The organism is Pseudomonas sp. NPDC079367, assembly GCF_044542195.1.
Classification (GTDB): Bacteria; Pseudomonadota; Gammaproteobacteria; order Pseudomonadales; family Pseudomonadaceae; genus Aquipseudomonas.
The window spans coordinates 1-18325 of the sequence record NZ_JBITTW010000031.1 but is presented as its reverse complement, the minus strand read 5'-3'; the positions used below and the strand labels follow the sequence as shown (position 1 = coordinate 18325).

The following is an 18325-nucleotide window of genomic DNA, read 5'->3' as shown; positions in this document are numbered from 1 at the left end:
GGTTGATGCAGATCAGAGAGTCTAGCGGGTGAGCCAAACGAGGGAGGCAAAGCGACCGGTGCGCGACGCACGGCGATAGGAGAAGAAGCGCGGATCGGTCACGGTGCAGAAACCGCCGCCGTAAACCGCCGTCACACCCCGTTCGGCCAGACGCAAGCGCGCCAGCTGATAGATGTCGGCCATGAACTTGCCGGGGTTGTCGCTCGGCACGAAAGCCGTTGCCGCTTCCGGCAACTGATTGACGAAGACGTCGCGAACTTCCGCGCCGACTTCAAAGGCTTGCGGGCCGATGGCCGGGCCGAGCCAGACCAGCACGTTCTCAGGTGCAACATCGAGGCTGTCGAGGGTGGCTTCAAGCACACCCGCCGCCAGCCCGCGCCAACCGGCATGCGCTGCCGCCACCCGAGTGCCGGCGCGATTGCAGAACAATGCCGGCAGGCAATCGGCGGTCATGGCCGTGCAGGCGATACCGGGCTTGTCTGTCCAACTGGCATCTGCAGTCGCAACGGTGCCCGGATCAGCTTGCGCCACGGTGATCCCGTGCACTTGCTGCAACCAGGCAGGCTGTATGGAGAAGTGATCAGTCAGACGCCGACGGTTCTCGGCGACGGCCTGCGGACGATCATCGACATGATCGCCCAGATTCAGGCTGTCGAATGGCGCCTCGCTGACACCACCCTCGCGGGTGGTGACACAGGCCTTGACGCTGGCCGGCGCAGGCCAGTCCGGCGTCAGCCAGTTCATCCGACGAAGGCCTCGCGATCCTGCTTGAGCAGGGTCAGCAGCCAGACGAAATCTTCCGGCAGCGGCGATTCCCAGCTCATCCGCTCACCGCTCGTCGGGTGATCGAGTTCGAGGAAGCGCGCGTGCAGGGCCTGACGCGGGAAGTGCTTGAGCGATTCGACCATGGTCGGGTTCGCCGCTGGCGGAATGCGGAAACGCCCGCCGTACGCCGGGTCGCCGACCAACGGGAAGTTGATGTGCGCCATGTGCACGCGGATCTGGTGCGTGCGACCGGTTTCCAGCTTCACCCGTACATGGGTGTGCGAACGGAAGCGCTCGAGCACGCGGTAGTGGCTGACGGCAGGCTTGCCGCCCTCCATCACCGCCATGCGCTGGCGCTGCTGGCCGTGACGACCGATCGGCGCATTGATCTTGCCACCGGCGGTGACCACGCCGATCACGATGCACTCGTAGATACGGCTGACGCTGCGGCTCTGCAATTGCGCAACCAGTTTGGTCTGCGCCTGAATGGTCTTGGCCACCACCATCAGACCGGTGGTGTCTTTGTCCAGACGGTGGACGATGCCGGCACGCGGAACATTGATGATGTCCGGCACATGGTGCAACAAGGCATTGAGCAACGTGCCATCGGCGTGACCGGCAGCCGGGTGCACCACCAGGCCCGCAGGCTTGTTGATCACCAGAATGTCGTCGTCTTCATAGACGATGTCGAGTTCGATGTCCTGGGCGATCCACTCGCCCTGGGCTTCCTGCTCGGCAGTCAGCTCAAGGATGGCACCGCCATGCACGATGTCGCGCGGGCGGATCACCGCCCCGTCCACAGTCAGGCGACCTTCTTTGATCCAGGCGGAAAGGCGCGAGCGCGAGTGCTCAGCGAAGAGTTGGGCGGCGACTTGATCGAGGCGTTGGCCGCCCAATTCGGACGGCACCTCTGCGCGAAGTTCTATTTTATCGGACATGCTCGGACTGGGCGTCGGCACAGCCTTTGGTTTCGGCTGCGCGCTTGTGGTTAAATACGGCGTCTTTTGCCCCGAGGCTTTTCAACGGGGCGCTCATCATAACAGGACGGCCCCGCCCAAGACAGCGGCCGTCATAGGGACGCAAGCCGCCATGCAAGTGAAACACCTGCTGCTGATCGCCATCCTCGCATTGACCGCTGCTTGCTCATCGAAGGAAGTCGTAGACGAAAACCTCAGCGAAGCCGAGCTGTATCAGCAGGCTCAGACTGATCTGGACAACAACAGCTACACCAGCGCCACAGCCAAGCTGAAGGCCCTGGAATCGCGTTATCCGTTCGGTCGCTACGCCGATCAGGCTCAGCTGGAGTTGATCTACGCCAACTACAAGAACGCCGAGCCGGAAGCTGCAAAGTCCGCCGCCGAGCGTTTCATTCGTTTGCATCCGCAGCATCCGAACGTGGATTACGCCTACTACCTCAAGGGTCTGACCTCGTTCGACCAGGACGTCGGCCTGCTGGCGCGCTTCCTGCCGCTGGACATGACCAAGCGTGATCCGGGCGCCGCCCGCGACTCGTACAACGAGTTCGCGCAACTGACCAGCCGCTACCCGAACAGCCGCTACGCGCCGGACGCCAAGCAGCGCATGATCTACCTGCGCAACCTGCTGGCCGCCTACGAAATCCACGTCGCTGACTACTACCTGACCCGTCAGGCTTATGTAGCCGCTGCCAACCGTGGCAAATACGTGGTGGAGAACTTCCAGGAAACCCCATCGGTCGGCGACGGCCTGGCGGTGATGACCGAAGCCTACCAGCGTCTGCACCTCGACGATCTGGCGGCCACCAGCCTGGAAACCCTCAAGCTCAACTACCCGGACCACTCGAGTCTGCAGGACGGCCAGTTCGTGCCACGCGTGGCCGAAGCCGACAACCGTTCGTTCCTGAGCAAGGCGACTTTGGGCCTGATCGAATCGCGTCCACCGCTGCCGCCGGGCGAAACCCGCGCCAACCAGGATGTGCAGAAGCAGTTCCAGGAAGCGAAAGATGCGATCCCGAACGAGCTCAAGCCTAAAGACGAGAATGGCGACGTGATCGAAGAGCCAGAGCCGGAATCCAGCGACACCGATCGCTCGTGGTTCAGCTACATGACCTTCGGCGTGTTCGACTGATCACATCGGTTGAACAACAAAGGGAGATCTGCGGATCTCCCTTTTTTATTGCCGCGCTTTAATTGGCTGGGCGCTGATCCGGTCCTTGGCTAAACTGCCGGATCATCAGTCGAAAAGCCGCTCATCATGCTTCGTTTATTGTTCTGGATTGCCCTGATCTTCGCCGCCATCTGGCTCTGGCGCAAATTCAAGGCCCCCGCCTCGTCCACTCAAACGCCGCGCGAACAGGACGCCCCGCCGATGGTGCGCTGCGCCCACTGCGGCGTGCATTTGCCGCGCGACCGCGCGCTGGGCAACCAGCAACAATGGTATTGCAGCCAGGCTCATCTCGAGCAAGGCCCGGGCGCCAGTGGTCGCTGAGGCCGCCCAAGCCGACCAGAAACAGGCTCAGCGTCTGCTGCGCCTTTATCACCTGTACCGATTGAGTGTCGGCATCACCCTGGTGCTGCTGATCTCCAGCAACATGGACAACCGCCTGCTGACGTCGGCCAACGACGATCTGCTGCGCGGCGGCAGTTGGCTTTACCTGATCATCAACATGCTGCTGGTGGTGTTCCTCGAAAGCACCCGCCGCCCGGCGCAACTGTTCGGCCTGGCCCTCGTCGATGTGCTGCTGTTGTGCGGCCTGTTCTACGCGGCCGGCGGCGTCGTCAGTGCGCTGGGCAATTTGCTGGTCGTCTCGGTGGCGATCAGCAACACGTTACTGCGCAGGCGAATCGGCCTGCTGATTGCCGCCATCGCGGCGATTGGCATTGTCGGCCTGAGCTTTCTGCTGGGTCTCAGCCAGCCCCTCAGCGCCAACGCCTACCTGCAAGCCGGCACCCTCGGCGCGCTGTGCTTCGCCGCCTCATTGTTGGTGCAGGGGCTGATTCGCCGATTGGAGGTCAGCGAAACCCTGGCCGAACAACGCGCCAGCGAAGTAGTCGGCCTGGAAGCGCTCAATGCGCTGATCCTGCAACGCATGCGCACCGGCATTCTGGTGCTGGACGAACAACGCCGGGTGCAACTGGCCAATCACAGTGCGCAGAGCCTCCTCGGCCATAGCCACCTGCAAGGACATTTGATCGACGAGTATTCCCCCGCGCTGGTCGATCGCCTGCAAATGTGGCGCAACAACCCGACCTTGCGCCCGCAGAGCCTGAAGATCCCCGACATTGGCCTGGAATTGCAGCCTAGCTTCATCGCTCTAGAGCAGAGCCCGAACCAGCAGACGCTGGTGTTTCTCGAAGATCTGGCGCAAATCACCCAACAGGCGCAGCAACTCAAACTCGCTGCCCTCGGGCGTTTGACCGCCGGCATCTCTCACGAAATTCGCAATCCACTGGGCGCGATCAGTCATGCCGCGCAGCTGCTGGCCGAGTCCGAGGAACTCGATATGGCAGATCGGCGTCTGACGCAGATTATTCAAGACCACTCCCAGCGCATGAATCGAGTCATCGAAAACGTCCTGCAACTGTCCCGCCGCCAGCAAAGCGCACCGCAACGGCTGGATCTCAAGCCGTGGCTGGAAAACTTCGTCGCCGAAACCCGCGAGCAGGCCACCGAGCGCCAGCATATTCATCTGCGGATCAATTCCGGAGACTTCACCACACTGATGGATCCCAACCAGCTGCGGCAGATTCTCGACAACCTGATACGCAACGCCTGGCGGCACAGTGCCCAACTGCACGAACTGGCCGAAGTCTGGCTGGCCCTGTTCGTCGACCCCGACAGCCAATTGGCAGTGCTCGAAGTGCAGGACAACGGTCCCGGCGTGTCGGCCGATGAACAGGCGCATCTCTTTGAACCGTTCTTCACCACCAGCAGCCAGGGCACCGGTCTTGGCCTTTATCTGTCCCGTGAGCTGTGCGAAAGCAACCAGGCACGCCTAGACTTCAAATCACGCCAAGGCGGCGGCTGCTTTCGCATCACCTTTGCTCACGGACGGAAACAAAGTTGAATACAAGCCCACGGCAAAAAATTCTTATCGTCGACGACGAACCGGATATCCGCGAGCTCCTGGAAATCACCCTGGGACGGATGAAACTCGAGACCTTCAGCGCACGCAATCTGGGCGAGGCCCAGGCGCTGTTACAGCGCGAGCACTTTGACCTGTGCCTGACCGACATGCGCCTGCCCGACGGCACCGGGCTGGATCTGGTGCAACACATCCAGCAACGCGATCCGCATCTGCCAGTGGCGATGATCACCGCATACGGAAACCTGGAAACGGCCATCAATGCGCTGAAAGCCGGGGCGTTCGATTTCCTCACCAAACCGGTAGAACTGCCGCGTCTACGCGAGTTGGTCAGTTCGGCCCTGCGCATGCCGACAGCGGGTGGCCTGGGCACGGCAATCGAACGACGGCTGCTGGGCGACTCGCCGCCGATGGCCAATCTGCGCAAGCAGATCGACAAGCTCGCGCGCAGTCAGGCGCCGGTGTACATCAGCGGTGAATCCGGCAGTGGCAAGGAGCTGGTCGCCCGTTTGATCCATGAACAGGGCCCGCGAGCTGGCCAGCCATTTATGCCGGTGAACTGCGGGGCGATTCCGTCGGAGCTGATGGAAAGCGAATTCTTCGGTCACCGCAAAGGCAGTTTCACCGGTGCCGTCGAGGACAAGCCGGGGCTGTTCCAGGCGGCCCATGGCGGCACTCTGTTTCTCGATGAAGTTGCCGATCTGCCACTGTCGATGCAGGTGAAACTACTGCGGGCAATTCAGGAAAAAGCCGTGCGCAGCGTCGGCGGGCAGCAGGAGACGGTCGTCGACGTGCGCATCCTTTGCGCCACTCATAAAGATCTTGAGGCAGAAGTCGCGGCAGAGCGATTCCGCCAGGATCTGTATTACCGGCTCAACGTCATCGAATTGCGCGTGCCTTCCCTGCGCGAACGCCGCGATGATATCGAAGCGCTCGCCATGCACGTGCTCAAGCGTCTGGCCAAAGACACCGGACAACCCGAAGCACGCCTGCATCCGCAGGCGCTGGAGGCGCTGAAGAACTATCGCTTTCCCGGCAATGTGCGCGAGCTGGAGAACGTGCTCGAACGTGCGCACACCTTGTGCGAAAACCGCATGATCGAGGCGCAGGATCTGCGTTTGAGCGAGGGCAATTGCTCGGCGGATGGCGCATTGGCCGATCTGACGCAGATCGACAATCTCGAGGATTATCTGGAGAGCGTCGAACGCAAACTGATTTTGCAGGCGCTGGAGGAAACCCGCTGGAACCGCACAGCGGCGGCGCAGCGGTTGAGCCTTTCGTTTCGGTCGATGCGCTATCGGCTGAAGAAGTTGGGGCTGGATTAGATCGCAAAAGATCGCAGCCTTCGGCAGCTCCTACGGGTACGCATTTCAATGTCGGAGCTGCCGAAGGCTGCGATCTTTTGGTCTTGCTTTAGATGCGACCCTCAGGTGCATACGGCTTCGGATCAATAATTGGCGAACGACCCAACATCACATCGGCAAACAACTGACACGACGCCGGCGCCAACACCAGCCCATTGCGATAATGCCCGCAGTTCAGCCACAACCCCTCGAAACCCGGCACCCGACCAATAAAGGGAACGCCTTCCGGCGACCCCGGCCGCAGCCCGGCCCAGTGCCCGACCACTTCGGCATCCGCCAGCGCCGGCAACAATTCGATCGCCGAGGCCTTGAGGCTTTGCAGCGCTATGTCGGTCGGGGTCTTGTCGTAACCTTCGTGCTCCAGCGTGCTGCCGATCAAAATGTGACCGTCGCGACGCGGGATCGCATAACGCCCCTTGGCCAGCACCATGCTCGGCAGGAAATCAGCCGCGCACTTGTAAAGAATCATCTGGCCTTTGACCGGCTCGACCGGCAGCGACAGGTTCAGCGTCTTGAGCAGATCACCGCTCCACGCTCCCGCCGTCAGCACAATCTGGTCGCCGTTGATCATGCCCGTCGGAGTCTGCACGCCGACCACGCGCTCGCCCTCGCGGACGAAGCCTGCAACTTCGCATTGCTCATGAATCGTGACATTGGGCAGCGCCAGCAAAGCGGCTTTCAGCGATTTGACCAGCCGTGGATTGCGCACATTGGCGACATCGGCCATGTAGATCGCACGACTGAAACCGCTGCCGAGCACCGGCACCGCGTCATGTGCCGCCGAGATATCCACAGCCCGCAGCGGCCGATTTTCCCGCTCGGCCCAGGCCAGGGCTGCGGCTTCATCGTCCAGATCCAGCCAATACAGGCCAGTGGTGTGCACCTCAGGATCAACCCCCGTGTCGGCAAACAAGCGCTCGCCGAGCTGTGGATAAAAATCCTGCGACCAATGCGCCAGCGCGGTGACTGCCGGACTGTAGCGCCACGGGTATAACGGCGAGACGATGCCGCCGCCAGCCCAGGACGATTCCTGGCCGACATTCGAGCGGTCCAGCAGCACCACGCTGCGCACTTCGGAGGCGAGATTGTAGGCAGTGAGCAGGCCAATCACTCCGCCACCGACAATCACCACTTGCTGTTGCCTGGTCATGTTTGATCCAACCGTAAAAAAGACAGTGGGCGCAAAAGGCGCCCGAAAAAGAATGCGTCAGCGGCCCCAGCAATCCTTGGCGGTCACTCCGGCGATCGCGTTGTTCATGCTTCGCACGCCGGTATTGGTCAGGGTGAAATCCCCGCACTTGTCGGTCGCCATCGCCGAGCCGGTTTTACGCGTCGCGGTGAGCACAAAGGTCTGGTCCGTCAGCGTTGGGGTGATGGTGTAGAAATCATTGCCCGTGCTCAGTCCAGTAACGCCGGTGTAGGCATTGTTACGGGTGTAGAAACGCTCAAGGGTCTGCGCCTGCTCCGAGAGCAGCGAGACCACTTCGGCGCGACGGCCCTTCTTCACGTATTCGTTGTAGCTGGGGATGCTGATGGTGAGGATGATCCCGATAATCGCGATGACGATCATGATCTCGATCAGGGTAAAACCTCGGCTGGATCTGCGCATGCCTCAAATTCTCGCTTACTGGATTTGTCGCCACATGATACGACGGCTTCCGCCGCCGCCCTTTTCCACAATGACCGTGATCGCGCCGCTGGTGTCAATCGTGCCCTTGCGCTCGCCGTTAGCGGAAATGAAGTTCAGGGTCGGATTGCCGCTGGTAAAAATCACACCACTGGATATCGTGTCATTGCTGTCGACCAAACGGTCGCCGGTTGTGTCGATCACGGCGTAGTTGAGCATCTTACCGTTGAACGCATCGAGTTCGACCAGTCTGCCCGTACCAAAGCTCGAACAAGGGTCGGTGGTATCGACGCTGGCAGTGGTGAAAACCACTCGCCCCAACACAAGACTGGCCTGATTGATCACGCGTTCACCGGTCAGCACGTTGTTATACACCAGCGGCAGGTACCAGCCTTTTTCTCCCGGATACGTCGTTTCATTCTGGCTGGTGGTCAGGAACTGCCCGGAGCTGCCGGAGAACGAACCGGTGATCGCCTGGGCCTGCAAACTGCTGGCGGTGATTTGCCCGGCACCACCCTCTGCATCCCAGATTGAATAGAACGCCTGCAGATCCTTGTTGGTCTTGTCGGCAGTCTCGTTGAACTTGCCGGTGCCAAAAAACACCTGTTTGCCGCCCTGTGGGTTATCCGCCAGCAGCGGTTGCGCGGTGATCGGCTGCGTTGCCCCGCCCGGCGCGGTGAACAATGGCTTGCCGGCGAACGCCACGCCCCAGCTATCCGGCGCCGTCGCGCTCAAGTCGAATTTCCACATGCGTCCTTTCAGGTCTCCACCGTAGGCCGCCTGTACCACGTTCGAAGAGTTGACCCTGAGTTCCACAGAGGACAGACCGTTGCTGGTCTCCGTGCTGTCGACGACGATTTTTCTGATCAGTGAACCATCCAGCGCATCCAGCACATACAACGCTGCAACCCCCGAATGGCTGCCGTAGCCATTGGCAATGAATGTCGCCCAGCGACCGTTGGCCAAGCGTGCCACTTCCGGACGCGCGTAGGCGTAACCCAGATCATTGAACGCGTTCGACGTGTTGGCGGTGGCCGGCGCACTGACTTCCCACTGTGCCTTGATCACGTTGCCTGCCGAGGCATCGAACAGTTGCAGTCCATAAAACGTTTTACCGCCAGCCCCCGTTCCGCCAATGGCCAGGGTTTTCCAGGTGGTGCCTGCCTGCGCATCGAACACGCCGACCTGACCGTCCACCAGAAACTTGTGGCTGACGCCGTTGACGTAGTTGGTGTCCGCGATCAGACGCAACGAAGGCAGCACACTGGAGGGCATATAAGCGTAACGGCGCGTGCCGTTCGCCGAATTGATCACATTGACGAAACCGTCGTTGGCGTTCACCACCAGGCTGGTATTCATGTTCGCAGCCTTGGTAGTCAGGTAGTTGGTGTAACTGCTGTCACCCGTCAGATCAGATGCAGTCTTGTCCGAAGGCGACGCGAGCACCAGCGGCGAATTGATGATGTCGCCGAGCAGCGCACTGCGAACTTTGAGCCCGGCCTTGTTGGTGCCTTTGCTCCACTCCACCAGTTCAGTGCCGCTGATGCCGGTGGGCAAGCCCTGATTCAGCGTGTTCTGCTGGGCTGGGGAAAAGCTGCCGAATGCCAGAGCAATTGGCGTATTGCTCAACGTGTTCCAGGACTGGAAAGTCGGCGCCGTGGCAGAGGGCACGATCGTGGTGTCGGTCGACCATTGCGCCGTCGAGGTATTTACCGTGCCGGTCGAGGTAAAGCCGAACGACCTGATCGTGCCGCGCCAATCCTTGGGATCGTAGGTTGTCTGGTAAAAACTGCTGCCACTGGTCAACGTGCTGCTGCTGGCAGCGCCGGCACCACCAGAGCCGGCTTTGGAAGTGATATCGCTCAATGCCGACGACAACGCCGCATTGAGCCCGGAACTGTCGGTCGCCTGGTAATACCTGCCCTGCCCATAACTGGCGGCGTCGGACAGCATGTCGTTATCCGCAGCGAAACCCACGGTGTAGGTGTTCATGTACTGCCTGGGAAAATCCACGGCGTTCCAGCTCTTGCCGGCGGCGTCGGTACCGGTCGAGCGCATGTCGATGTCGAAGGCGAATTTGGCAATGTCATCCAGATAAAGCGTGTCGCCTTCACCGTCACCACTGAGGTTGTCGCCATCGTTATTCACGCCATCCCAGTTCGGTAACCGACCGCCTCCCAGCGGATCGTTGGTCGGGAAGGTACGGTCATAGGTCGGCAAGCCATCGGTAATCACCACGCCGTAGTTTTTCTGGCAGCGATATTGAATCGGGCTGGTGTAGGTCGCTGGCGTGCCGTTGTAGTAAGGCGCCAGGCCGCGCATGTAGCGAGTGACTTCGTAATAGCTCTCGGCTAACGGCGTGTTGGCCACCGCATTCAAGCCGTTGATCGATGAAATCAGCGCGTTGTAGTTGGTGTCTGCCTGGGCCTGGGTGACGCTGCCCGCGACGGGTGACAAATCGGTGATCGAGCGCGCGATAAACCCGCCGTTGCCCGGGTTGCTGCTGGTGGCCGGATTGAACGTCGACAGGCCCATGCGCAAGGTGCGATTGCTGCTCACCAGTGCAGTGGAAACGTTGCGCGCCACGTTCATCCGGTAATCGTTGGGGATCGCCCCGGTGGTGAAGTCGCGGGTTCCGTTGCTGTTAGCCAGGCCGACAATGTAGGAAATGTAATTGGCGGAATACCGGGTGTTTTCGTTGCCTACGGGGTCGGGGAGCTTGAGGCACAACGGCGCCACACTGTTGTTGTAGAACGCATAGGCGCCTCCCGAGCAACCCGAGGTTGGCAGGCTCGATAGAAACACCGTGTCGCCGGTAATCTGCGGCGCATTGAGTGCAGAGCACAGTCCGAGGAAAGCATTGCACTGCCGGGCGGGCGTGCGGTTGACGTTCGGGTTGAACTCGGCGGCGTAAATGATGCTGTTCATACTCCCCGAATCGTCGATCAGCAGCATCACGTTTGGCGCCACCGCTGCCGCGCTCAGCAGCGGTGAATCGGACGGCGTGAATGCCCAGGCCGGCGCCGCCAGATAGAAACTCAGCAGCATGCCGATCAGCAGCGACACGCCGCGCTCAATACTTCGCATAGACACTCTCCACCACGCTACGCGAATTGCCGGCGATGCCGACCGCAGTGACTCGATACAAGGTCGCCGAGGTGTTGGTAGGTACGTTCACCGCGGTCAGGGTCGTGCCGATGTTTTGCACTCCGTAAAAACCGTTACCGGCGGCGATCCAGGTCACCCCGGAAGCTGAATTGAAGCCGGCCGCATTGACCACTGACGATTCCGCCGGCGGCAAACATTGAGTCGTGCCGCTGCACACTGCCAGAGAGTAGCTGTCCAGTTGCACAGCGCTCTCACCAACACGCAGCGCCGCTTCGGCCGCCTGAAATGATTGATTGCGCAGGCTGACGCTACCGGCCATTTTTTCCTGCAGGTTGGCGCTTTGCATTGAGGACAATCCGATCAAGGTAAGCAACAGCAGGAACACCAGACTGACCAACAAGACCATGCCGCGCTGTGCCTGACGTTGTTGCAAGCAAATCCTCATCATCCCCCCCTCATTGCAAGCGGTTGCGCAATGCCGCAACCACGTTGAAGGTTTGGTTGCGCACCCGGTTGTTCGGGTCGGTGAGGGTCAGGCTCAGGCGCACACTGCGGATGCGCGCGGGATCGGCGGGGTTACTGCTGTAGGTTGAGGCTGCGACTTCGGTCGCCGAGCTGGCCAGGCCGAACGTGACGTTGAAGGCGCTGACGTTGTTCACCAGCACTTGCTGCGCCGGATTGCCGCTGCCAGTGCCCATGAGGATCTGGTTATTGCTGAAACTGTAGATCAGGCGCCGGATCGGGAAAGCAATTTGCCCCGTGGTCGGGCTGCGCAACCCGCTGTAGGCGACCGCGCTGTTGCGACAATCGGAGATCACCGTCCACGTTGGTGTCCCCCCGCCGCTGCCGACATCGGCAGTGACCAGGGTCAATTTGAGATTGGCGTTATCCCAGTCGATCGGAATGAGCTGCGCTGTGTTGAAATCGCCCGCGCTGCTCGAATCGGTGATGGTGCCGAGACAGCCGAACATGCCGACCATACGGATTTCCTGAATCATCTTGCTGAGAACGAAACGCGCGTCTTCCTGCATTGCTGCGGCGCTGTTCTGACTGACGTAGGTGTTTTTCGCGGCGATGAAGATCTGCACCACACCTAGCACGACGATCAGCCCCAACGCCAACGCGATCAGCAATTCGATCAGGCCGAAACCGCGGTTGGCGTGCTTCATGGCGTCGCCACCGGGTCGACCGCCGCACGGCTGGTCAGCACGAAACTGCGCTGGGCGCTGGCAGCGTTGGCCGCGCGAGCATCGCTCCAGGTAATGGTGATGGTATAGACCCGTTGATTGAGGGTGATGCTGCCCGTCGCGGTCGGGCCGCCGAAGCTTGCGATATTGCTGGTGAAGTCGTAGAGATCCTGATCCCGCGCAACACTGAGATTGCCCGAGGTTGGTGGGGTAACGGTGTAGTTAGCGCCGGAGTTGGCGCGAATGCGGTCCATCATGTCATAGGCAATGAAGCTCGCCTGACTGGTCATCCGTGAACTGTCGGTGTACTTCAGCGCATTGAGTTGCACCGCTGCCGCGCCCAACAGCCCAACGGTCAGAATCAGTAACGCGACGAGCACTTCGATCAGCGTCATGCCCTCCTGTGCGTTTTTGCTCCCTGCCCTCATCCGCAATTTCCACCCAGTTGAATGCGTCCGTTCAAACACACGTTCAGCGTCCTGCTTTGCGTGCCCAGCGTGTAACCGATGGCCACCGCCGTCGACGGCGCCGCCAAGCCGCCGAGATTATTGAAATCCAGTGCGGTCACTCCTGAGGGTAGCGTCAGAGTCGCGCCACTGCTCATTGCTGGAACAACCCGCAACACATTGGCCGGATTGCCAGTACTGTCATAGACCGCCAGCTCACCGGTCCAGACACTGCCGCCAGCGGTCGGGCGCAGACGCGTGGTCACGCCACGGTTGATGGCTTCGAGCCGGGCGAAATTTATTGCGCGCTGCAAGTCGCCGACTTCGGTATCCGCCTTGCTGCTCTGGATCGTACGGGTAAAGGCCGGCACCGCCAACGTGATCAGCACCAGGAACACCGCGATGGCGACCAGCAACTCGACCAGCGTGAAACCTTTTGTACGAAGATCCATCGATGCCCTCCGTTGCCGTCGGCTATACCTGCTTCTACACGCTAGAACATTCGCTCGGCACGCGCCGACTGATTTGCCCTGCGCGGCGCACGGATTGCGCCGCTCATACCATTCCAAGGAGGGATGTTTCATGCCCCAACACGGTTTCAGCCTGATTGAACTGCTTATGGGACTGGCGATTGCCGCAATTGTTCTGCTGCTGGTCAGCCCGGCGTTCGCCGCGCTCACGCAAGCGACTCAACGCGATCATGCCGCGCAGTCGCTGCTCGAAGGTATCCGCCACGCTCGAACACTGGCTATGACCCACAATCAAGTCGTGGTGATCCATGGCATCGACGGTGACTGGAGTCAGGGCTGGCGCATCATTCTGGATATCAGCGGCAAGGGGCCGCAGGACAGCAGCAACCCGCTGCTGGTTGAGCGCGCCAGTGAGGCGAAGGTGCCGATTGTCGGCAACTGGTGGGTAAGCCGCTACGTGCGGTTCAGTCATCTGGGGCAGCCGCTGATGCCGGGACGGCGATTCCAGGCGGGGACGATACACATCTGCTCGCCGCGCGCACCCGTCAGCCAGCGCCAGATCGTGTTGGCGGCGACCGGTCGCGTGCGCCTGAACAGTCAGGAGACCGAACAGGCATTGTGCGACAGAAGCAGAAACCTCAGATTGAACGGACGCGCAGCTCTTTCGGCATCGAGAACGTGATGTTTTCTTCACGACCGGCCAGTTCGTCTGCACCGGTCGCGCCCCAGGCCTGCAATTGCTGGATCACGCCACGCACCAGCACTTCCGGTGCCGAGGCGCCAGCGGTGATGCCGATACGCTCGACGCCGTCGAACCAGCTCTGTTGCAGGTCTTCGGCACCGTCAATCAGGTAGGCCGGGGTCGCCATGCGCTCAGCCAGTTCACGCAGACGGTTGGAGTTGGAGCTGTTCGGGCTGCCGACCACCAGCACCACGTCGCACTCGTCGGCCAGTTGCTTGACGGCGTCCTGGCGGTTTTGGGTGGCGTAGCAGATATCGTCCTTGCGCGGGCCACCAATCGCCGGGAAGCGAGTGCGCAGCGCATCGATAACGCGACTGGTGTCATCCATCGACAAGGTTGTCTGGGTGACGAAGGCGAGTTTGTCCGGGTTGCGCACCTGCAACTCGGCGACATCTTTCTCGTCTTCGACGAGGTAGATCGCGCCGCCGTTGCTGGCATCGTACTGGCCCATGGTGCCTTCGACTTCCGGGTGACCGGCGTGGCCGATCAGGATGCACTCGCGACCGTCACGGCTGTATTTGGCGACTTCGATGTGCACCTTGGTGACCAGCGGGCAGGTTGCATCGAAAACTTTCAAGCCACGACCGGCGGCTTCGTTGCGCACGGCTTGCGAAACACCGTGGGCGCTGAAGATGACGATTACGTCATCGGGCACCTGATCGAGCTCTTCGACGAAAATCGCGCCACGGCTGCGCAGATCTTCGACGACGAACTTGTTGTGCACCACTTCATGACGCACATAGATCGGCGGCCCGAAGACTTCCAGGGCGCGGTTGACGATTTCGATCGCCCGGTCCACACCGGCGCAGAAGCCACGGGGGTTGGCGAGTTTGATTTGCATGCTGTGCCTCGTGTCTTGCGCGCGAAATATAGGTACGTCCTGCTGATCGAGCACTATGCTCAAAAACAGCAAAAATCTAATGTGGGAGCGGGCTTGCTCGCGAAAGCGGTGTGTCAGACAACTTCAATTTTGAATGTCTGTCAGCATTCGCGAGCAAGCCCGCTCCCACATTTTTGACCACGTGCGGTCAGTTATAGCGCTTTGACTGAAATGATTTCCACGTCAAAGGTCAATGTCTTGCCGGACAGCGGGTGGTTGAAGTCAACGGTCACTTGCGCGTCGTCGAACTCTTTTACCACGCCCGGCAATTCAGTATTGGCCGCATCGTTGAAGATCACCAGCAAGCCCGGTGACAACTCCATGTCGGTGAACTGCGAGCGCGGGATGGTCTGCACGTTCTGCGGGTTCGGCTGACCAAAAGCGTTTTCCGGCTCGACGGTCAGGGTGCGCTTGTCGCCGGCCTTGAAACCGAACAGCGCGGCTTCGAAACCCGGAAGCAGGTTGCCGTCACCGACCTTGAAGGTCGCCGGCGCCTTGTCGAAGGTGCTGTCGACGGTGTCGCCGTTTTCCAGGCGCAAGGCAAAGTGCAAGGTGACTTCGGTGTTCTGGCCGATGCGTTGCTCAGTCGATAGCGGATCAGTCATGAGCGGTCCCTTCGGTTTTTTTCGATTTGAACATGTCCAGAGCCAGCATGATCGCGCCAACCGTAATTGCGCTGTCGGCAACGTTGAACGCCGGGAAATACCAGCTGTTCTGCCAGTGCACCAGAATGAAGTCGATCACATGGCCCAGGGCAACGCGGTCGTACAGATTCCCCAGCGCGCCGCCCAATACCAGGGCCAGCGCGATGGCCAGCCAGGTGTCATCGCGGCCCAGGCGCTTGAGCCAGACCACCAGCACGGCACTGACGACAATCGCGATCAGGGCAAACAGCCAGCGCTGCCAGCCGGAGCTGTCGGCGAGGAAACTGAAGGCAGCGCCGGTGTTGTAGGCCAGTGTCCAGCTGAACAGATCGGGAATGATCACGATCTGCTGGAACATTTCGAGTTTGCTTTCGAAGTAGAACTTGCTGGCCTGGTCTATGACCAGGACCAGCAAGCTCAACCACAGCCAGCTCAGCCGTCCGAAACGGCCAACGGCATTAGGCATAGTGGCGAACCTCGCCAGCGCCGCTGATGTTGTCGACGCAACGTCCGCAGATTTCCGGATGTTCCGGGTTCACGCCGACGTCTTCGCGGCAATGCCAGCAACGCGCACATTTCGGGAATGCCGACTTGACGATCTTCAGTTTCAGGCCGCTGACTTCGGTGGCGACCGCGTCCGCTGGAGCCTGAACAAACGGCGCAACACTGGCGGTCGAGGTGATCAACACGAAGCGCAGTTCGTTGCTCAGCTTGGCCAGATCGGCGCTCAGCGCCTCTTCGGCAAACAGCGTCACTTCGGCCTGCAGGTTGCCACCGACGGCTTTCGCCGCGCGCTGGATTTCCATCTCTTTGTTGACCGCGACTTTCACTTCCATGATGCGATCCCAGTAGGCGCGACCCAGCTCGAAGCCTTCCGGCAGTTCGGTCAGACCTTCGTACCAGGTGTTGAGCATGACCGATTCGTTACGCTCGCCCGGCAGGTATTGCCACAGTTCGTCAGCAGTGAAGGCAAGGATCGGCGCGATCCAGCGCACCAGCGCCTCGGAGATGTGGAACAGAGCGGTCTGGCACGAGCGACGGGCCTTGCTGTCGGCGCCGGTGGTGTACTGGCGGTCCTTGATGATGTCGAGGTAGAAACCACCCAGCTCCTGCACGCAGAAGTTGTGGATCTTCGAGTACACGTTCCAGAAACGGTATTCGCCGTAGTGCTCTTGCAACTCGCGTTGCAGCAGCAGCGTGCGATCCACCGCCCAGCGATCCAGCGCCAGCATGTCTTCGGCCGGCAGCAGGTCGGTGGCCGGGTTGAAACCGGTCAGGTTGGAAAGCAGGAAGCGCGCGGTGTTACGGATACGACGATAGGCGTCGGCGCTACGTTGCAGGATCTGGTCGGATACCGCCATTTCGCCGGAGTAGTCGGTCGAAGCGACCCACAGACGCATGATGTCGGCGCCCAGGGTGTCGTTGACTTTCTGCGGCGCGATCACGTTGCCCAGCGACTTGGACATCTTGCGCCCGGCTTCGTCGACGGTGAAACCGTGCGTCAGCAGTTCGCGGTACGGCGCGTGATTGTCGATGGCGCAACCGGTCAGCAAGGACGAGTGGAACCAGCCACGGTGCTGGTCCGAGCCTTCCAGGTACAGGTCGGCACGCGGGCCGGTCTTGTGACCCATCGGGTGCGAACCGCGCAGGACGTGCCAGTGCGTGGTACCCGAGTCGAACCAGACGTCGAGGGTGTCGCTGATCTTGTCGTACTGCGGCGCTTCATCACCGAGCAGTTCGGCGGCGTCGAGCTTGAACCAGGCTTCGATGCCTTCGACTTCGACGCGCTTGGCCACTTCTTCCATCAGCTCGACAGTGCGTGGGTGCAGCTCGCCGCTTTCCTTGTTGAGGAAGAACGGGATCGGCACGCCCCAGTTGCGCTGACGCGAGATGCACCAGTCCGGACGGTTGGCGATCATCGAGTGCAGACGCGCCTGGCCCCAGGCCGGAACGAATGTGGTGTCTTCGATGGCTTTGAGCGAGCGCACGCGCAGGGTGTCGCCACTGGTGGGCTCTTTGTCCATGCCGATGAACCACTGCGCGGTGGCGCGGTAGATCAGCGGAGTCTTGTGGCGCCAGCAGTGCATGTAGCTGTGCTCGATGACCGTGGTGTGCATCAGCGCACCGACTTCGGTCAGCTTGTCGACGATCGCCGGGTTGGCCTTCCAGATGTACTGACCGCCGAAGAATTCCAGCGACGGCACGTACACGCCGTTGCTCTGTACCGGGTTGAGGATGTCGTCGTTGACCATGCCGTATTTCTTGCAGGTCACGAAGTCGTCCACGCCGTAGGCCGGGGCGGAGTGAACCACGCCGGTGCCAGCGCCCAGTTCGACGTAGTCAGCCAGGTACACCGGCGACAGACGGTCGTAAAACGGGTGACGGAAGTTGATCAGTTCCAGTTGCTTACCAGTGGTCGTGGCGATGACCGAGCCTTCGATGCCATAGCGGGTCAGGCAGGCTTCAACCAGTTCTTCAGCCAGTACCAGCAACTTGTCGCCGATATCCACCAGCGCGTAGTTGAATTCCGGGTGCACGTTCAGCGCCTGGTTGGCCGGGATGGTCCACGGGGTGGTGGTCCAGATCACGATCGCAGCAGGTTTGCTCAGCGAGGCCAGACCGAACGCGGCAGCCAGTTTGGCTTCATCAGCGATCGGGAACGCGACGTCGATGGTCGAGGACTTCTTGTTCTCGTACTCGACTTCCGCTTCAGCCAGCGCCGAACCGCAATCGAAGCACCAGTTCACCGGCTTGAGGCCCTTGAAGACGAAACCGCCCTTGACGATTTCGGCGAGGGCGCGAATTTCACCGGCCTCGTTCGTGAAGTTCATGGTCTTGTACGGATTGGCGAAGTCGCCCAGCACGCCGAGACGAATGAACTCGGACTTCTGCCCTTCGATCTGCTCGGTGGCGTAGGCACGGCACAGTTCGCGGGTCTTGTCTGCGCCCAGGTTCTTGCCGTGGGTCTCTTCAACCTTGTGTTCGATCGGCAGGCCGTGGCAGTCCCAGCCCGGAACATACGGCGCGTC

Annotated in this window: 18 protein-coding genes; 5 read left to right on the top strand and 13 right to left on the bottom strand. The window is 60.7% G+C overall.

Translation table 11 applies throughout. The features are described 5' to 3' along the window. Positions 1-21 precede the first annotated feature (21 nt). Together pgeF and rluD are read right to left on the bottom strand one after the other, a co-directional pair. The gene (pgeF, locus tag ACIGDJ_RS20700) at positions 22-744 is read right to left on the bottom strand and encodes a peptidoglycan editing factor PgeF (protein WP_397479509.1); all 723 of its coding nucleotides are present in this window, start codon (positions 742-744) and stop codon (positions 22-24) included. Further along, entirely contained in the window at positions 741-1703 is a 963-nt protein-coding gene (gene rluD / locus ACIGDJ_RS20695; protein ID WP_042610487.1) for a 23S rRNA pseudouridine(1911/1915/1917) synthase RluD, read from the bottom strand. Before rluD ends, pgeF begins: the two co-directional genes overlap by 4 nt. Positions 1704-1854: 151 nt before the next feature. On the opposite strand from rluD, the gene ACIGDJ_RS20690 reads away from it, so the two are divergent. From ACIGDJ_RS20690 to ACIGDJ_RS20675, 4 genes are all read left to right on the top strand, one after another. Then, a complete protein-coding gene (locus ACIGDJ_RS20690; RefSeq protein ID WP_101157596.1) occupies positions 1855-2871 on the top strand; it encodes an outer membrane protein assembly factor BamD in 1017 nt (338 codons plus the stop codon). 126 nt (positions 2872-2997) lie between these two features. Continuing rightward, positions 2998-3231 carry a PP0621 family protein gene (locus tag ACIGDJ_RS20685; protein ID WP_101157594.1) on the top strand — a complete coding sequence of 78 codons (234 nt, stop codon included), beginning with the start codon at positions 2998-3000 and terminating at the stop codon, positions 3229-3231. Then, complete coding sequence (locus ACIGDJ_RS20680) at positions 3221-4810, top strand: sensor histidine kinase (protein ID WP_397479511.1); 1590 nt, start codon at positions 3221-3223, stop codon at positions 4808-4810. The genes ACIGDJ_RS20685 and ACIGDJ_RS20680 overlap by 11 nt, the downstream gene beginning before the upstream one ends. Beyond that, on the top strand, positions 4807-6153 hold the full coding sequence (locus ACIGDJ_RS20675; RefSeq protein ID WP_397479512.1) for a sigma-54-dependent transcriptional regulator: 1347 nt from the start codon (positions 4807-4809) through the stop codon (positions 6151-6153). Before ACIGDJ_RS20680 ends, ACIGDJ_RS20675 begins: the two co-directional genes overlap by 4 nt. A gap of 88 nt (positions 6154-6241) precedes the next feature. Here the strand turns inward: ACIGDJ_RS20675 and thiO are convergent, their stop codons facing one another. From thiO to ACIGDJ_RS20640, 7 genes are read right to left on the bottom strand one after another with little or no spacing between them, the layout of a single operon-like run. Beyond that, positions 6242-7342, bottom strand: a complete 1101-nt coding sequence (thiO, locus tag ACIGDJ_RS20670; RefSeq protein WP_397479513.1) for a glycine oxidase ThiO — start codon at positions 7340-7342, stop codon at positions 6242-6244. Positions 7343-7399: 57 nt separating this feature from the next. Beyond that, positions 7400-7801 (bottom strand): type IV pilin protein, encoded by a 402-nt coding sequence (locus ACIGDJ_RS20665; RefSeq protein WP_101157586.1) that lies wholly within the window; start codon positions 7799-7801, stop codon positions 7400-7402. 15 nt (positions 7802-7816) lie between these two features. After that, positions 7817-10906, bottom strand: a complete 3090-nt coding sequence (locus ACIGDJ_RS20660; RefSeq protein ID WP_313005350.1) for a PilC/PilY family type IV pilus protein — start codon at positions 10904-10906, stop codon at positions 7817-7819. After that, the gene (locus tag ACIGDJ_RS20655) at positions 10893-11372 is read right to left on the bottom strand and encodes a PilX N-terminal domain-containing pilus assembly protein (RefSeq protein ID WP_313005449.1); all 480 of its coding nucleotides are present in this window, start codon (positions 11370-11372) and stop codon (positions 10893-10895) included. Before ACIGDJ_RS20655 ends, ACIGDJ_RS20660 begins: the two co-directional genes overlap by 14 nt. A gap of 10 nt (positions 11373-11382) precedes the next feature. Beyond that, the gene (locus ACIGDJ_RS20650; protein WP_313005352.1) at positions 11383-12096 is read right to left on the bottom strand and encodes a prepilin-type N-terminal cleavage/methylation domain-containing protein; all 714 of its coding nucleotides are present in this window, start codon (positions 12094-12096) and stop codon (positions 11383-11385) included. After that, a complete protein-coding gene (gene pilV / locus ACIGDJ_RS20645) occupies positions 12093-12542 on the bottom strand; it encodes a type IV pilus modification protein PilV (protein ID WP_101157581.1) in 450 nt (149 codons plus the stop codon). The genes ACIGDJ_RS20650 and pilV overlap by 4 nt, the downstream gene beginning before the upstream one ends. Continuing rightward, positions 12539-13012, bottom strand: a complete 474-nt coding sequence (locus ACIGDJ_RS20640) for a GspH/FimT family pseudopilin (protein ID WP_101157579.1) — start codon at positions 13010-13012, stop codon at positions 12539-12541. Before ACIGDJ_RS20640 ends, pilV begins: the two co-directional genes overlap by 4 nt. A 130-nt stretch (positions 13013-13142) precedes the next feature. Between ACIGDJ_RS20640 and ACIGDJ_RS20635 the strand changes: the two genes are divergently transcribed. Further along, positions 13143-13712, top strand: coding sequence for a GspH/FimT family protein (locus ACIGDJ_RS20635; protein WP_101157577.1), 570 nt, complete (start codon positions 13143-13145; stop codon positions 13710-13712). Here ACIGDJ_RS20635 and ispH read toward each other — a convergent pair. The 4 genes from ispH to ileS all read right to left on the bottom strand — a co-directional run. Further along, positions 13669-14613, bottom strand: a complete 945-nt coding sequence (gene ispH, locus ACIGDJ_RS20630) for a 4-hydroxy-3-methylbut-2-enyl diphosphate reductase (RefSeq protein ID WP_313005357.1) — start codon at positions 14611-14613, stop codon at positions 13669-13671. The genes ACIGDJ_RS20635 and ispH overlap by 44 nt on opposite strands. Positions 14614-14804: 191 nt before the next feature. After that, positions 14805-15257, bottom strand: a complete 453-nt coding sequence (fkpB, locus tag ACIGDJ_RS20625) for an FKBP-type peptidyl-prolyl cis-trans isomerase (protein ID WP_101157575.1) — start codon at positions 15255-15257, stop codon at positions 14805-14807. Further along, the gene (gene lspA / locus ACIGDJ_RS20620) at positions 15250-15762 is read right to left on the bottom strand and encodes a signal peptidase II (RefSeq protein WP_101157573.1); all 513 of its coding nucleotides are present in this window, start codon (positions 15760-15762) and stop codon (positions 15250-15252) included. Before lspA ends, fkpB begins: the two co-directional genes overlap by 8 nt. Then, a partial coding sequence (gene ileS, locus ACIGDJ_RS20615) for an isoleucine--tRNA ligase (protein ID WP_397504602.1) occupies positions 15755-18325 on the bottom strand: 2571 nt, incomplete at its 5' end. The genes lspA and ileS, both read right to left, overlap by 8 nt.

What these genes read in the sequence shown, in the direction of transcription:
- ACIGDJ_RS20660 (WP_313005350.1), bottom strand. Translation starts at nt 10,906, where the DNA reads ATGCGAAGTATTGAGCGCGGCGTGTCGCTGCTGATCGGCATGCTGCTG.
- ACIGDJ_RS20690 (WP_101157596.1), top strand. Translation starts at nt 1,855, where the DNA reads ATGCAAGTGAAACACCTGCTGCTGATCGCCATCCTCGCATTGACCGCT.
- ACIGDJ_RS20685 (WP_101157594.1), top strand. Translation starts at nt 2,998, where the DNA reads ATGCTTCGTTTATTGTTCTGGATTGCCCTGATCTTCGCCGCCATCTGG.
- rluD (WP_042610487.1), bottom strand. Translation starts at nt 1,703, where the DNA reads ATGTCCGATAAAATAGAACTTCGCGCAGAGGTGCCGTCCGAATTGGGC.
- ACIGDJ_RS20635 (WP_101157577.1), top strand. Translation starts at nt 13,143, where the DNA reads ATGCCCCAACACGGTTTCAGCCTGATTGAACTGCTTATGGGACTGGCG.
- ACIGDJ_RS20665 (WP_101157586.1), bottom strand. Translation starts at nt 7,801, where the DNA reads ATGCGCAGATCCAGCCGAGGTTTTACCCTGATCGAGATCATGATCGTC.
- pilV (WP_101157581.1), bottom strand. Translation starts at nt 12,542, where the DNA reads ATGAGGGCAGGGAGCAAAAACGCACAGGAGGGCATGACGCTGATCGAA.
- ACIGDJ_RS20650 (WP_313005352.1), bottom strand. Translation starts at nt 12,096, where the DNA reads ATGAAGCACGCCAACCGCGGTTTCGGCCTGATCGAATTGCTGATCGCG.
- ACIGDJ_RS20655 (WP_313005449.1), bottom strand. Translation starts at nt 11,372, where the DNA reads ATGAGGATTTGCTTGCAACAACGTCAGGCACAGCGCGGCATGGTCTTG.
- ACIGDJ_RS20640 (WP_101157579.1), bottom strand. Translation starts at nt 13,012, where the DNA reads ATGGATCTTCGTACAAAAGGTTTCACGCTGGTCGAGTTGCTGGTCGCC.
- ispH (WP_313005357.1), bottom strand. Translation starts at nt 14,613, where the DNA reads ATGCAAATCAAACTCGCCAACCCCCGTGGCTTCTGCGCCGGTGTGGAC.
- thiO (WP_397479513.1), bottom strand. Translation starts at nt 7,342, where the DNA reads ATGACCAGGCAACAGCAAGTGGTGATTGTCGGTGGCGGAGTGATTGGC.
- lspA (WP_101157573.1), bottom strand. Translation starts at nt 15,762, where the DNA reads ATGCCTAATGCCGTTGGCCGTTTCGGACGGCTGAGCTGGCTGTGGTTG.
- pgeF (WP_397479509.1), bottom strand. Translation starts at nt 744, where the DNA reads ATGAACTGGCTGACGCCGGACTGGCCTGCGCCGGCCAGCGTCAAGGCC.
- fkpB (WP_101157575.1), bottom strand. Translation starts at nt 15,257, where the DNA reads ATGACTGATCCGCTATCGACTGAGCAACGCATCGGCCAGAACACCGAA.